At 45.6% G+C, this 15,812-nt stretch carries 11 protein-coding genes; 8 read left to right on the top strand and 3 right to left on the bottom strand.

The window, feature by feature from the left end:
- The first annotated feature begins 6 nt into the window (after positions 1–6).
- The 3 genes from gyrB (at position 7) to Q5866_RS08275 (ending at position 3,183) form a co-directional block, all read left to right on the top strand.
- Positions 7–1,965: a DNA topoisomerase (ATP-hydrolyzing) subunit B gene (gyrB, locus tag Q5866_RS08285; RefSeq protein WP_303179839.1), complete on the top strand. Its 1,959-nt coding sequence runs from the start codon at positions 7–9 to the stop codon at positions 1,963–1,965.
- A 96-nt stretch (positions 1,966–2,061) separates the two neighbouring features.
- Positions 2,062–2,625 (top strand): TIGR00730 family Rossman fold protein, encoded by a 564-nt coding sequence (locus Q5866_RS08280; protein WP_227214848.1) that lies wholly within the window; start codon positions 2,062–2,064, stop codon positions 2,623–2,625.
- A gap of 291 nt (positions 2,626–2,916) precedes the next feature.
- The gene (locus tag Q5866_RS08275; protein WP_099292666.1) at positions 2,917–3,183 is read left to right on the top strand and encodes an HU family DNA-binding protein; all 267 of its coding nucleotides are present in this window, start codon (positions 2,917–2,919) and stop codon (positions 3,181–3,183) included.
- A gap of 158 nt (positions 3,184–3,341) precedes the next feature.
- Here Q5866_RS08275 and nusB read toward each other — a convergent pair whose 3' ends face one another.
- Complete coding sequence (gene nusB / locus Q5866_RS08270) at positions 3,342–4,289, bottom strand: transcription antitermination factor NusB (protein WP_303179811.1); 948 nt, start codon at positions 4,287–4,289, stop codon at positions 3,342–3,344.
- A 117-nt stretch (positions 4,290–4,406) separates the two neighbouring features.
- Between nusB and recN the strand changes: the two genes are divergently transcribed.
- From recN to Q5866_RS08245, 5 genes are all read left to right on the top strand, one after another.
- Positions 4,407–6,065, top strand: coding sequence for a DNA repair protein RecN (gene recN, locus Q5866_RS08265; protein ID WP_303179810.1), 1,659 nt, complete (start codon positions 4,407–4,409; stop codon positions 6,063–6,065).
- Between the two features lie 10 nt (positions 6,066–6,075).
- Positions 6,076–6,912, top strand: coding sequence for an enoyl-ACP reductase (locus Q5866_RS08260; RefSeq protein ID WP_303179809.1), 837 nt, complete (start codon positions 6,076–6,078; stop codon positions 6,910–6,912).
- 67 nt (positions 6,913–6,979) lie between these two features.
- On the top strand, positions 6,980–7,552 hold the full coding sequence (locus Q5866_RS08255) for a 3'-5' exonuclease (protein WP_099292664.1): 573 nt from the start codon (positions 6,980–6,982) through the stop codon (positions 7,550–7,552).
- Between the two features lie 21 nt (positions 7,553–7,573).
- Positions 7,574–9,115: a replicative DNA helicase gene (gene dnaB / locus Q5866_RS08250; protein WP_099292663.1), complete on the top strand. Its 1,542-nt coding sequence runs from the start codon at positions 7,574–7,576 to the stop codon at positions 9,113–9,115.
- Positions 9,116–9,329: 214 nt separating this feature from the next.
- Positions 9,330–11,132, top strand: a complete 1,803-nt coding sequence (locus Q5866_RS08245; RefSeq protein ID WP_292269150.1) for an LTA synthase family protein — start codon at positions 9,330–9,332, stop codon at positions 11,130–11,132.
- Positions 11,133–11,329: 197 nt separating this feature from the next.
- Here Q5866_RS08245 and Q5866_RS08240 read toward each other — a convergent pair whose 3' ends face one another.
- Positions 11,330–14,554: a hypothetical protein gene (locus Q5866_RS08240; protein ID WP_303179808.1), complete on the bottom strand. Its 3,225-nt coding sequence runs from the start codon at positions 14,552–14,554 to the stop codon at positions 11,330–11,332.
- 67 nt (positions 14,555–14,621) lie between these two features.
- Positions 14,622–15,812, bottom strand: coding sequence for a metallophosphoesterase (locus Q5866_RS08235; protein WP_292269154.1), 1,191 nt, complete (start codon positions 15,810–15,812; stop codon positions 14,622–14,624).

Raw genomic sequence — 15,812 nt, 5'->3', positions numbered from 1 at the left:
CAGAATATGAATGAAGAATTAGAGCCGATGAATAACGAGTATTCGGCTGACAGTATTCAGGTGTTGGAGGGGTTGGAGGCCGTGCGTATGCGTCCTTCCATGTATATTGGTGATGTGAACACGAAGGGGTTGCATCATTTGGTGTATGAGGTGGTCGACAACTCGATAGACGAGGCGTTAGCCGGTTATTGTAAAAATATTGAAGTAACGATTAACGAGGATGATTCGATAACGGTTAGTGATGACGGTCGCGGTATTCCCACGGGAATGAACCAGAAAGAGAATCGTTCCGCGCTTGAGGTCGTGTTGACGATTTTGCACGCCGGGGGTAAGTTCGATAAAGGCTCTTACAAGGTTTCCGGTGGTTTGCATGGCGTGGGTGTGTCTTGTGTGAACGCTCTTTCTATCAAATTAACCGCCACGATTTACCGGGAAGGGAGTATCTGGTTTCAAGAATATTCCAAAGGTGTGCCTTTGGAAGACGTGAAGATTATCGGTGAAACCGATCGTACCGGTACGACGATTACTTTCAAGCCGGATGATTCGATCTTTTATGTAACGGAATATAAATATGATATATTGGCCGCCCGTTTACGGGAATTGGCTTATTTGAACCGGGGTATTCGTTTGTCTTTGACGGATAAACGGGTGATTGACCCCGACACGAACGAGTTTAAATCCGAAGTTTTCTATTCTGAAAAAGGGTTGAGCGAGTTCGTGGAATATCTGGATGCCAATCGTGAAAAACTGATTGACGAAACCATCCATATCACGACCGAGAAAAACGGTATCCCGATCGAAGTGGCTATGCATTATAACACGGAGTTCAAGGAAAACGTGTTCTCTTACGTGAATAATATCAACACGATGGAGGGTGGTACTCACCTTGCCGGCTTCCGCAGGGGAATCATGCAGACGTTGAAGACGTATGCCGACAATTCCGGCGCGTTGAGTAAATTGAAGTTTGATATTAACGGGGATGACTTCCGTGAAGGTCTGACTGCCATTATTTCCGTGAAAGTGGCTGAACCGCAATTCGAGGGACAGACAAAAACCAAGTTGGGTAACACGGAAGTGGGTACGGCGGTGGCTCAAGCGGTAAGTACGGCTCTGGCTAATTATCTGGAAGAGCACCCGAAGGATGCCCGTTCAATCGTGGATAAGGTGATTCTCGCTGCACAAGCCCGTCACGCGGCTCGCAAGGCACGTGAGTTGGTACAGCGGAAAACGGTACTTTCCGGTTCCGGGCTTCCCGGTAAACTGGCGGACTGTTCGGATAATAACCCGGAGAACTGCGAGATATTCCTCGTCGAGGGAGATTCTGCAGGGGGTACGGCAAAACAAGGACGTGACCGTAAATTTCAAGCTATCCTGCCTTTGCGCGGTAAGATTTTGAACGTGGAGAAAGCGTTGGCTCACCGGGTATGGGAGAGTGAAGAAATTAAGATTATATTCCAAGCATTGGGCATCACTATCGGTACGGCAGAGGACAGCAAGGCCGTGAATCTCGAGAAATTGCGTTACCACAAGATCGTGATCATGGCGGATGCCGACGTCGACGGGGCGCATATCGCTACTTTGATTATGACTTTGTTCTTCCGCTATATGAAACCCGTGATCGAAAGTGGTTATCTATATATCGCTACCCCACCTCTTTTCTCCGTGAAGAAAGGAAAAGAGCAACGTTATTGCTGGACGGACGAGCAACGTTTGCAGTTGATTCAAGAAATGGGAGGCGGAAAGGAGAGCAGTTTGCATATCCAGCGCTACAAAGGTTTGGGTGAGATGACCGCGGAGCAGCTATGGGATACGACTATGTCGCCCGAAGGGCGTATATTGCGTCAGGTGACGATAGAGAATGCTGCTGAAGCGGATCGTATTTTCTCCATGCTTATGGGAGATGACGTGCCGCCTCGTAGACAATTTATCGAGCAGAACGCCACGTATGCGAATATTGACGCCTAGGGTGTCAATGTTACAGGTTGCAGGTTGACAGGTTACAGGTTTGTGACTGTCCTGCAACCTGTAATTTTAGTATTTGATTTCTATATATCTGGTTTTATGAGAGTTTGTGTGTTTTGTGCTTCTTCTGAAAAGATGGAGAGCGTGTATTTCGAGGCGGCGGCCGAATTGGGGGAGGAGATCGTGAAGAATGGCTGGGAGTTGCTGTATGGCGGGACGAATTGCGGGTTGATGCGGGAGGTTTCGGATGCGGCGAAGAAAGCAGGAGGGAAGGTAACGGGAATTATTCCGCGATGTATCGTTGACCGCGGTGTGTCGGCTCAAGGGATAACGGAATTGATAGTTGCTCCCGATATGAAAGAACGGAAAAGTATGATGCGGGAGCAAGCCGACGCGTTTGTCGCTTTGCCCGGCGGATGGGGTACTTTGGAAGAAATCACGGAGGTAATTACCTTGAAACAATTAGGTGTTCACAACAAGCCGATTGTCTTTATCAACACGAATGATTTCTATGAATACTTTTTTTTGTTTATCAATAATATTCGAAAAGAAGGTTTTGTATCAAATGCTTACGATGGTTTGTACACGGTCGTGAATGATGTTGAAGAAGCCGTGGCTTATATTAAAAAATACAAGGCGAAAGAATTTTCAAGTAAATATTAGGAAATAGTTGTTTTTTTAATATTTATGGACTATATTTACGGTGCTAATATAGCGTATGAGTTGACTATTGTAGTGATACAAAAGTTTGGTTAGTTTAGTTTAGAATGTAAAGGGTGATTTTGGTCACCCTTTATTAATTTGGTGTGAAATAATATTATTTAGATTTTCGGTATGAACACGTGGTTGGTTTTAGTATTGTCCCCTATTTAGGGGCATATTGAACAAAACTGTTTGTTTTTTCTTTTTTAATATTTAAGTTTGCAAAATGAAATAATAAAAAGTGAGGATAATATGAACAAACATGAATTAATTAGGATTGCGGCTAAAAAGAGCGGAGTGTCACAGAAAACAGCAGAAAAAGTTGTATCGTCAATTCTTGAAACAATTTTAGAGAGTCTTAGAAATGATGAGGCTGTATCCATGTTGAATTTTGGAAAGTTTTCCATAAAAAAATATGATGCTCGCAATGGCTATAATGTTGCAACAAAGAAAATTATGACGATTCCGGAGAAAAAAGTTGTCCGCTTTAAAATAGCGAAAGGCACTGGTTTAAAATAAAACAATTTTAGCCCGGTAGAATAATGAAAGGCATAGAAAAATGCCTCTTGTATGCGGTACGTATAAATATATGCGTACCCGTAATTTAATAAACCTAAGGGCAAAAAGCGTTTTGACGCGTTTGCCCTAGTCGTGGTATTATCTGGATAGCTTCTTGTTTATTCCATTAATCCTCTACCAATCTTTTTGATTTGATTTTTCTCTTTGAGCAAGATAACCACTTTATCCAGTACCCCGTTGATGAAACTGCTACTTTTGGGCGAACAGTAGTTTTTGGATATTTCAATAAACTCGTCCAGAGTAACTTTTACCGGGATAGACGGGAAATATTTTAACTCGGCGATGGCGATGTCCATGATCAATTTATCCATTTCGGAAATACGGTCTAATTCCCAGTTGGCGGTAAACTGATCGATGATTTCCATGTTCTCTTTCATGTCGAGGATAGACTTCCGGAACAGGGTTTTGGCAAAATCCAAGTCTTCTTCTTCATTATATAACGAGATAAAGAAAACGGTGTTTTCCGAATAACTTTCTTTCATGTTTTTAACTGTCTTGTAGACGATGCTTAACACCAGTTCGAAATCGTCGTTCCAGAAGATGTTTTTCTCTTCCATTGCCTGCTCGAAGTCTTCGTCAACGGCAATAAGTTCTGAAATCATGTCCAACACGAGTTGCTTGTGGTCGTCATAAGTAACGGTCGGTTTGTTCATGTACAGGTTAAAGAAGTCGGTTTCTACCAATTTGTTGTGCAAGGAAACTACCACGTCTTGACACTCGTTTAATGAAACGAGATTGGTTGAAACGTATGTTTTGAATTTCCGGTTTTCGGCTATTTGGTTGATTACCGGGTTATCAATGAACCGGGTGTTCGGGTTTAAGTCCTTGTGGGATGCAAGCTTTCGATTGCGGGCGGCATCTATTTTTAGAAACGCGTGACGTTGGATCTCTGTAATCAGAAGGAAGACGTGGTAATACAGGTCTGTACTCTTTGTAATACTCTTGAACAAATCTCGTTCCACTTCCGTGATTGTCACTCCCTCTTTCTTCGTGTAAGAATATAAAAGCTGTAAAACTTTAATTCTAATTAATCTTCTGCTTGTCATTTTATAAAGAACTATTGTTATATCGGGCACAAAAGTACGAATTTAATTGAAAATTGGAAATTGATAATTGAAAATTATTCGTTACTTTCGCACGGATTATGCAGTAAAGGATTAAAGATGATACGACATATACATATAGTAAATTATGCTCTGATTGACAAGACGGATTTGGAGTTGGAGAAAGGGTTTACGATTATCACGGGGGAAACAGGTGCCGGGAAATCTATTTTATTGGGGGCTATCGGGTTGACTCTGGGACAGCGAGCCGATGCTTCGGCTATCATGGATAAGGACAAGAAATGTATCGTGGAAATCACGTATGATGTCGCGGGGTATCATTTGCGGCAGTGGTTCGAGGATAATGACTTGGATTATGATGACGAGGTGGTGGTACGCCGGGAATTGAACGCGGACGGGAAGTCCCGTTCGTTTATTAATGATACGCCCGTGAATAATAAGGTATTGAAGGAATTCGGGAGTTTCCTGATTGACGTGCATTCCCAGCACCAGTCTTTGTTGATTGGTCAGCCGGAATATCAATTGGAGATTCTGGATGCTTTTTGTGGTAATCAGTCTTTGTTGAAAGAGTACAGGATGAAATATGCATCCCGCCAGTCGTTGCTCTCGGAGTTGGAACAGGTGAAGCGGCAGGCACGGGAAGCCGAGCAGGAGGAGGATTATTTGAAATTCCAGTTTAACCAGCTGGATGAGGCGAATTTGAGGGAAGGGGAACAACAGGAGTTGGAAGACGAATTGGCCGTTTTGAATCATGCCGAAACTATAAAAAGTGTCTTTTCCGAGGCTACTTACGCGTTGACGGAGTCGGATACGCCTGTTATTCAAACGTTGAAAGGTATACGGAATAGAATAGCCGCTTTGGATGAAGTGGTGAAGGAGGCAACGGATTACGGTCAGCGATTACATTCGGTGATTGTCGAGTTGGAGGATATCGCTGATGAGGCGGAACGGGTTGCCGAACGGGTGGAATATAATCCCGGACGCGTGGACGTGATAAATGACAGGCTCGGGGTGATGTATGACCTTCTGCACAAGCATAAAGTGGAACGGACGGAGGATTTAATCGCTTTGAAAGACACTTTGCGGGAGAGATTGAAAGGTATACAATCTTTTTCTACCCGCGTCGAAGAGTTGGATACGCGAATTGCCGCGTTGGAAGCGGAAATGGAGGTTCTGGCTCGGAAGATTCACGCTGCTCGGGTGGATTCGGAAGGGAAATTGCGGGAGGAGATGCAGGGGTTGTTAGTGGGGTTGGGGATCAAGCACGCCTCGTTTAAAGTCGGGATTGTTCTCGTGGAGCATTTTACCCCGACGGGAAAAGATGAGGTTACTTTCCTGTTCTCGGCGAACAAGAATCAAGAGCCGGGTGAATTGTCAAAAGTCGCTTCCGGGGGAGAGATTTCACGCTTGATGTTGTCTTTGAAGTATATATTGTCCCGGACGAAACAGTTGCCTGTTATTATTTTTGACGAGATAGACACGGGTGTGTCCGGTGAGATTGCCCACCGGATGGCTGCCATGATGAAGGAAATGGCTGCCCGTATGCAGGTAATCAGTATCTCGCACTTGCCCCAGATAGCGGCGGCGGGAGATAGTCATTTTAAAGTGTACAAGGAAGATGATCACGCGGGAACTATTTCGCGGATTCGCCGTTTAACAGAGGAAGAACGGGTGACCGAAATAGCCGGGATGATTAGCGGAAGCGTGGTGAGTGAGGCAGCTTTGGAAAATGCCCGGTTATTACGGGAACAATTTTAATTTAATATTTATGAGTTACAATTTATTGAAAGGAAAGAAAGGAATTATTTTCGGCGCGTTGAACGAGATGTCTATCGCTTGGAAAGTAGCGGAGAAATGTTTGGAAGAGGGGGCGCAAATCGTTTTGACGAACACGGAATTATCTATTCGTATGGGAAAGGTGAAGGAGTTTGCGGAACAGAATAATATTCCTTTGATTCCGGCAGATGCTACCAGCGAGCGGGATTTGGAACAATTGTTTCAATCGTCGATGGATTTGTTGGGTGGAAAGATTGATTTTATCCTGCACTCCGTGGCAATGTCTTTGAACGTGAGAAAGAAACGCTCTTACGATAATTTGGATTACGACTTTTTGCAGAAGACGTTGGATATTTCAGCCGTATCGTTTCATAAGGTGTTACAGACCGCGAAGAAGCTGGATGCCATGAACGAGTGGGGTTCAGTGGTAGCGCTCTCGTACGTGGCCGCGCAAAGAACCATGTTCGAGTACAACGATATGGCGGATGCCAAAGCGATGCTGGAGTCTATTGCCCGCAGTTTCGGGTATATTTACGGGCGGGAAAAGCGGGTACGCGTGAACACGATTTCCCAATCCCCGACGATGACCACGGCAGGTAGCGGTATCAAAGGTTTCGATTCGTTGATTGATTTTGCCGAGCGTATGTCCCCGCTAGGGAATGCCGATGCCGACGAATGTGCCAATTATTGTATTACCTTGTTTTCCGACCTTACCCGCAAGGTTACCATGCAGAATCTTTTCCATGACGGCGGATTCTCCAGTATGGGTATGAGTTATCGGGCAATGCACCAGTACAACAAGAGTTTTGAAAACGATAATTCAAAATGAAATCGGATTTCCGGTTTGTGATAGTAGAAAATCATAAATCGGAAATCATAAATCGGATATAGAAAAGATGTTTTTATTTTTTGACACGGAAACGACGGGACTTCCACAACGGTGGAATGCTCCCATAACCGACTTGGATAATTGGCCTCGTATGGTGCAGTTGGCGTGGATTATGTGCGATGAGAAAGGGAATATTATTGAAGAACGGAGTGACATTGTGAAACCGGAAGGATTTTTGATTCCGGCGGAAGCGTCCCGGGTGCACGGGATAACGACGGCGAAAGCGCAGGCCGAAGGTAAAGAACTGCTGTCTGTTCTGGAAGTTTTTTCAGATAAAATAGACGAGGCGTACGCGATGGTCGGTCATAACATCAGTTTCGACGAGTGTATCGTGGGCGCGGAGTTTGAGCGTAAACGAATCATGAGTTCGATGTTTTTGAAGCCGAAGTATTGCACGATGAAATCGTCCACGAAATATTGCAAGTTGCCGGGTGGGAAACAAGGATTCAAGTCCCCGAAGTTGTCCGAGTTGCATCAAGTGTTGTTCGGCGAGGGATTCGAGAACGCTCATGACGCGTTGGCGGACGTGAGGGCTACCGTGCGGTGTTTCTGGAAGTTGAAGGAACTCAAGGTGATGTGAGGAAAATAAATAAAAAAACGTATGGCTAAAAAGCAGGAATATAATTATAAATCATTACAATCGGATTACGGGAAGATGCCGCCGCAAGCGGTTGATTTGGAAGAGGCGATACTGGGTTCTCTGATGTTGGAAAAAGATGCTTTTATTACCGTGAGCGACTTTTTGAAGCCGGATTGTTTCTATAAAGAGGCGCACCAGAAGATATATCGCGGAATTCAGAATCTGTCCTTGAATAACGAGCCGGTGGATATTCTGACTGTGAGCGAGGAGATGAAGCGGTTGGGAGAACTGGAGGAGATTGGCGGTTATTATTATCTGGCACAGTTGACTTCCAAGGTGGCTTCTGCCGCCCACATTGAGTTTCACGCTCGCATTATCGTGCAAAAGTATATCCAGCGGGAGTTGATTCGCGTATGCACGGATATCCAGAATAAGGCTTATGACGATGCCACGGATGTTGCCGACCTGGTGGATATGGCACAAAAGCAGGTATTCGAGATTGCCGAGGGAAACATCAAGAAGGAGACGACGGCTATTAACGCTTTGATTGATGAAGCCATCAAGGGAATCGAGATTGCCGGGAATCGTCCCGACGGATTGAGCGGTGTGCCTTCCGGTTTCACGGCATTGGATGAAGTTACTTCCGGCTGGCAACCTTCCGACCTCGTGATTATTGCCGCGCGTCCTTCTATGGGTAAGACGGCATTCGTGTTGTCCATGACCCGGAATATGGCGGTAAACCATAACCAGCCTATCGCCTTGTTCTCTTTGGAGATGTCTTCGGTGCAGTTGGTCAATCGTTTGATTGCCAGTGAAACCGAGTTGGGCTCCGAAAAGATTCGGAACGGACGTTTGTCCGAAGACGAGTGGCAACAGTTACATGCGAAAATCAAAGCGTTGATAAAGGCTCCTATATATGTAGACGATACTCCGGCTCTTTCTATTTTCGAGTTACGGGCAAAATGCCGTCGTTTGCAGCAGCGTTATGGTATCAAGGTGTTGATTATCGACTACTTGCAGTTGATGACGGCGGGAGCCGATATGCGAGGAAACCGGGAGCAGGAGGTAAGTATGATTTCCCGGCAGTTGAAGATTATCGCCAAGGAGTTGAATATACCCGTGATTGCCTTGTCGCAGTTGAACCGCGGCGTGGAGCAACGTACGGGAGATGCCAAGAAACCGATGTTGTCCGACTTGCGTGAGTCGGGAGCCATCGAGCAGGATGCCGATATGGTGCTTTTTATCCATCGCCCCGAACGTTACGGGATCATGGAAGACAGTATGGGAAACAGCTTGAAAGGGATTGCCGATATCATTATCGCCAAGCATCGTAACGGTGCCGTGGGGGAGATTCAATTGCGCTTCCGTAACGAGTTGGCTCAGTTCTGCGATCTGGAAGAGGTTTCTCCTTTTGCATCCGGTGGTTCAACGGTAAAAACCGTTACTTTCGGTTCCCGTATGAACGAGGATGCCGCTCCGCAAATGCCGCCCCTCGATACGGATTTCAGGGACGGGGGAAAGAGTTTCGAGAGCGGTGGTAACAGTGGGGCTGCACCTTTCTAATAATTGAAAATGGAGAATTGAAAATTGAAAATGAAAAGAACTCCTCTGTCAGCTGCGCTGCCACTAGCCAAAAATAGTGAGTATTTCAGCTCTCCCTCTGTTTATAGAGGGAAACTTGTTTCCACGTTACCGAGCGAGAGCCAGTTCGAGCGATAGCTCAATACCCTGAAGGGGGGAGGGAGTTCAATCATAAATCATAAATCTAAAATCATAAATGGTCAGGTTTTTATTGAAGTATTACGTGTTTTGGGTCGTGTTCTCGATTGCGGCAAAGGTGATCTTTCTGGTTTACCAGTGGAAAGAAACGGCGACACTCACCGGGTACGATTACGTGATGTTGTTCACGAAAGGGTTGCGTATGGATCTCTCTTTCGGGGGATATGTGATGGTATTGGCTTGCGTGATTATGGCGATAGGTGTGTTCCTGCCGCCCAAATGGTTGAAACGCGTGTACTCGGTAATAACCTTGATACTTTTGGCTATATCCAGTCTGATTGTTGTCGGAGATTTGGAGTTGTTTAAAAACTGGGGCTATCATATGGATGCGACCCCGCTATTCTATTTGAAAACGCCGGGAGAGGCAATGGCTTCGACTCCCACGTGGTTGATATTGGCATTGGTCTTGCTTTGCGCGGTTATGGTAGGGGTATTTTATAGCCTTTATCGCCGTTGGGTGGCAAATTCCTTGAAGCCGGTCCGGAAAGCGGCTTGGAAGAGCGTCGTTTATCTCCTTTTGGGTGGATTGATGATTATTCCGGTGAGGGGCGGTTTCAACGTGGCTCCGATGAATGTGAGTTTCGTGTTTTTTAATAACAAAAATATGTATGCCAATCAAGCGGCAGTGAATCCGGTATGGAATTTCTTGTACGAGGTGGCACACGTCAACAAGATTAAAAGCGACTTCGTTTTTATGCCGGAAGATAAGGCAAGACAGCTGGTGGACAGCGTGTACACGGAAACGGGTACTTTCCCGAGTGTGTTGAAAACGGATAAACCGAACGTGGTGGTGCTTTTGCTGGAAAGTTTTACACTGAACGCTTGGGACGCCATGCCTAATTTGCAGGCGGTGGCGAAAGAAGGCATTTTCTTCTCGAATATATACGCCACGGGAAATCGTTCCGACCGGGGAATACTGGGGGTTATCAGTGGTTTTCCCGCCCACCCGCAGGTGTCCATGCTGAAGTACCCGAATAAAACGTATCTTCATCCTCGTTTCCCGTTGGATTTTGAGGCTAACGGGTATAGTACTCGGTTTTATTACGCGGGGGATTTGAATTTCGGGGGATTTCGTTCCTACGTGACGATGAGTTTTCAAGGTAGCGTGACGGAGAATGATTTTTCCGGGGAAGCTATCGAGAACCGCTTCAAATGGGGGGTACATGACGGTTATATGCTGGATCGGCTGTATGAGGATCTGCGTGTGGCGAAAACTCCGTTCATGTATATGGCATTTACCATGAGTAGTCACGAACCGTTTGTCGTACCCATGAAAACGAAAATTCCGGGAAGTGATACCGGTTCGAAGTTTAAAAATGCCATTGCTTACACGGACCAGTGTTTGGGTGAATTTTTTGAAAAGTGTAAAAAGTCCGGGATTTGGGATAACACGTTGTTTGTGTTGATTGCCGACCACGGGACTCGGCACGTGGGAAACCTGCAACCTCATGCGCCGGAAACTTATCGTATACCAATGATATTTACCGGGGGGGCTATGAGTGTGCAGGATTCGGTGGTGAATACCTTGGGTTCGCAAACAGATATGGTAGCTACTATGTTGGTACAGTTGGGAATAGATGCTTCGGCTTATCATTACAGCAAGAATCTGCTTGACCCGAGTGCCGTACCTTTTGCTTTCTATGCCTTTACCAATGCGGCAGCCGTGGTGACAAGCAATGGAGCCTATATTTATGATTTGAAGTCTAAAAAGGATATCGGGGTGAATACTAATCCTAGAGATGAAGCCTTGTTGAAGGCCTATTTACAAATCGTAGACCAAGACTTCAAGGGAAGGCAGTGAGAATATAGGTTTATTCGTGAGTTTGACAAAATATGCAATTAATATGCTGATTGTTGCAAATAAAAGTAATGTGAATTGAGTTTTGTTCTTGTATCAAAATATTTTAATTGTGAAATTTGCGAATTAAAAATATCAGATATAAAAAGCCAACTAATTCATAGTTGGCTTTTTATATTATAATCTTCCGCTTAAATCACTTACTTCATTTTCACCCATTTCACCGCATCTGCCACCACCACTTGAGTGTACTTGTCGTTTCCCCATTTCTCTGTCACCTCAAACGGGGGAATACCCCGATCATCCAAAACAACACGGGATTCTCCTGCCGGTAAATCAAATTTCCCTAATGAAATCCACTCATCGGTATCGTCCCTAGTCTTCTCGATCACGATTTCTTCGCTTCCCTTCGGGGTATAGACTGTATAGTAATTTTTCATTCCCGGATAATTTGATGCGTAAGTCTCTTCCCAAGATAGTTTTTTAATACGAGATTGATAAATAAAAATCTCGTATTTGCCCGCTTCCGGAAGATTCGCTATCCACTCCGCCTTACAACTTCCATTCCCGGCAATCTTGATAAAGGCACTCTGCACCTCATCCCCGTAAACACCACCTGGGTCAAGAAACGGTCTTCCCCACGTGCTCTTCTTGAAATCCGAACCAATCCTATATCCCTTCTCGTCTTCTTGCGTCAACCGATCTGCCAACCGCTTAAACTTGTTTTCCGACGAATCGATCAAATGAAAGCCTTCGTCCTCGTTATCAATGATAATCTCTCCGGAAGGATAAAACTGATTTCTGTCAAGTGATACGATACATTCTGCTGGGAGCTCTCCCTTCCACAATGGGGGAGTAGGATAGCCCAACATAACTCGTTCCGGTACGCTCCTCGCGAAATTGGTGGATACAAAAAGATATAGTCGATTCGTCTCGTTGGCAATAATCCGCTTGTATTCTCCCGGTTTGACCAAGTAGCTCCGCCAATTGTCAATAACCCATTTCCCGTAATCATCTTGATAACTACTGATTACCGAAACCAAGCCATCCACTTTACCGATATTGCCAACCTTGAAATCAACCGACTGCATATCCTCCGTCTGCCGGTATGTCAAATCCCTTATCGCCAACCTCGGTACATCATGCGTCGTGTACCAATCATCCACAAATGGTTTGATGTCCTGCCCGAAACGCTCGCAGAATCCCTCCATGAACACGTCAAAATCCACCTCTCGGAAACGGGCATTCTCGTAGAACTCCCGTGTGTAAGCGCACACCGAATTCCAACTGGTAATTGTTGTCAGGTAGGCGAGTAACTGCGAAACTTTTATGCTAATCAACTTATTGTATCCATTCGGATACTCTCCCCGGATTATTCTTTCCAATCCCTTTGCCGCAATGCTATCCAGCATCGGAGGGAATAAAATAAACTTGTCAAGCGTCGGGTTTGCTATTTTACCGAACAACATGTCTATCCCCGCGTACCTCTCGGAAGCGACACTCCAGTGGAAATCCGAGAAAAATCGTTCCACGTGTATATCCTTAAGGAAATAAAGAAAATCATTGAATAACATATATTCCTGTACATTCTTTTCCCTCAGGCTATTTAGGGAAATGTCGCCTGGTTTATTGTATTTATCTATTATCCGTTCCCCGAAAAATGCCATTTCCGGCTGGATATGATTATGGAAATAATAACCATTAAGGAAAGAGGAAGGTGCCTCCACGAATTTTAGAAGCTTGAAAGGATACGGGTTAGGCATAGTTCCTTCTATAAGGTTACGGCACTTGTTTACCAATTCCTCCCAATACTCCTCCGCGTTCGGATACCCCGCTATTTCATCCATCCAACCGTCAAATGGCTTCAAGTAAAAATCATTTCCCGGGTACGTGTAGAACTCCAACGTGATGGAATCCGCCACCACCGACCGCTTCACGTAATTGCCCATGCAAAGCGACAATCCGGTTAGAGCTTGTAAATTGCGGAACGTTACTTCGTCCTGTTTTTCCTCCGGTACGCCTTGCGATAACACCATCTGCCCGTCGGGATTCTTCACGTGCAACGTGTAATCCGTGAAATTCGTTTCTTTCGACGGTTGCAAGGCTACCGGTGCCACTGCCGCCGGGTACCATAGTACCTCCGGTATAAGCAGCGTGTAATCCCCTGACACGAATGCGGAACGTTTGCCGTATCGCTCTATCTTCCCCGATTGCCGTACGGGAGCGAAATACTCATCATCATCAATATTCATCTGGTAAATATCCTCATCAATATAACCGGTGTACTCCATTTCCAACACCACGCTATCTCCGGGAGTCAATGACCGCTCTACGACAACCACTTGTTTGTCCCTCTGAAAAGGTATTTCCCGTCCCTCCGACTCCAGCCGGCTGATTTTCAGTCCGGGATTCAGGAACAGGAGCAACTTTTCCATGTTCTTTGCTTTCCGATTCACCACCGCCATCCGGCTCACCGCCGAGAAATTCTTACCCTCGGGCATATAGGTGATGTCATGCGTCAAGATTCTTGCCTTGGGATACGCCTCGTACCGCGAGAATGTATCCCGGTACGCCTCCCGGTTCTCCCGGCGGGTCTGGAACTTATCGATGTAAATATATCCCATCCCCACGGCTAATACCAGTAACAGACCACCTGTCGCGTGATAAAACGCTTTCCGTCCCGGCACGTTGGGTAACCGCCTCGTGAAAGGAACTGCCAGACATAGTAATCCCAGCCCCAGTAACAAGAAGGTCCCCCGTTGCAACAGGCACACGCCGGAATGCATAAATCCCACGATCGAGGAAAAAGATTCCGGTAACAAACTTCCCCGGAAATCCAGTATCCCGTGAAGTGGCTTCGTCAGGTAAAGATACGATATGCAAAGAAACCCGGTCAGCACGAACCAGCTCACGAAAGGATGTCGCAATATCCTGTTCACCAGTAACGACATCCCCGTCACGAACACGAACGTCGGCAACACATCTCTCAACAAGAAGGACAGATACACCCACGGGTTCACCGGCGAATCCGGAATAATCAAATTAATAAATAGCCAGAATGCCATGAAAATAACATCCACGACCAAAAAAGGAATGACCAGCCCCGCTAATTCCGCCCCGAAAATCTGGCTATTACTTAGTGACCGAATAGAGAGCACTTCCCGGCTATCCGCTTTCTTTCGAGCCCTCGACCTGTCGCAAGCCAGAAATACCACGACTAAAGATTGGAACAAATTCAAAAAATAGACTCCTCTCACCGGGATAGAGGATGCGAACACGATGTTCTCCCACGCCTCCTGATGAATGTCCCATGGGATTAGAAACGCCAGAGTGTAACCCAATACACCCAGGATAAAAAGACGGAACAACCAGTTCCTCCTTACTAACTTACTCTCGTAAGTAGTAGTAATTTGCCATCCTGCCATACACAACATTTTTTATTAGTACACATTTTAATAAATACTTGAATATTCTTATCTCATAAAACTTATTTTATTTACAATTGTTCGTTAATTCTATCAGCGTGATTTCCGGTCGTTGACCGATGCGTCCGGCAAAGCCGAGGTAGCCTTCGCCGCGGGAAACGTATAATTGTCGTCCATTCGTTTCGTACAATCCGTTGTATTCGGGGTAGATGTATTTTGAAGGACTCCACCGGAAGCTGCCGATTTGTATCCCGATTTGCATGGCATGGGTATGGCCTGCCAGCATGAGAGCCACGGGATAGCGGATTACCTCGTCCCGCCAGTGTGACGGGTCGTGGGAGAGGAGTATCACCGTGTGTCCTTCCGTGCCTTGCAGGGCTTGTGGAAGGTTCCCGAAACAGGGGAAAGGTGGACGTCCGCAATTCTCGACTCCGGCAAGATAAATCGTATCGGTACCGATAACGAGGGGAACATTGGTGTTGTTTAGCATGTGGAAGCCTGCCGCTTCCATGTTCTTGAAGAATTGTTTCAGGTTATCCGCCTGTTCTTCCCGGGTAGCCCATCTCACGTATGTACCGTAGTCGTGATTACCCGTGGAGGAGTAGACGCCGTATTTAGCTTTCAGTTCTTTCAATTGGTCAATCCACGGGTTCATTTCCGAGGCAAAGCTATTGACCATATCCCCGGTAAACACGATAAGGTCGGGGTTCTGCGCGTTGACTTCTTCCACGAGTTTTTTAATACCGGGATAATGCTCCCCGTAACTTCCCAAGTGCAGGTCGGTTAGTTGCACGATACGATACCCGTTGAAATTGTCGGGAAGTTCTTTAATGCATACTTGCTGGCGTTCTATTTTGTAGTTGCAGCGTCCCCACGTGATACCGTAAAAAATGACTAAAAAGGAGAATAGGGCGATGCCTAAAGCTGTTCTGCTTATAATACGGGCAGCCGGAATGCATTTTAATTTTCGTAACAGGATTGCAAATGCGTTGATAATGATATATAGTGTTTTCGGGGTATAAAAAAGTAAAATCACGGAAACGCCTTTGCCTACCCAAAAATAGGCTTCCGGTCCTTTCAACGTGGGAATAAAAAAATGGTACACGACAATACAGGCCATGAAAAACAAGGAGTGTGCCCAGAATAGACAAGTGTAAATTCGTTTTCTCAAGTAACGTCTGATTTGCAAATAGAGTAGCGAGTCATTCAGTAACACGCAGAGAAGTCCGGCAACGAGTATGAACAGTCCTGTTTTCAT

This window comes from uncultured Butyricimonas sp., assembly GCF_959596855.1.
Taxonomy (GTDB): Bacteria; Bacteroidota; Bacteroidia; order Bacteroidales; family Marinifilaceae; genus Butyricimonas; species Butyricimonas muris.
This window is presented reverse-complemented; position numbering and strand designations above follow the sequence as displayed.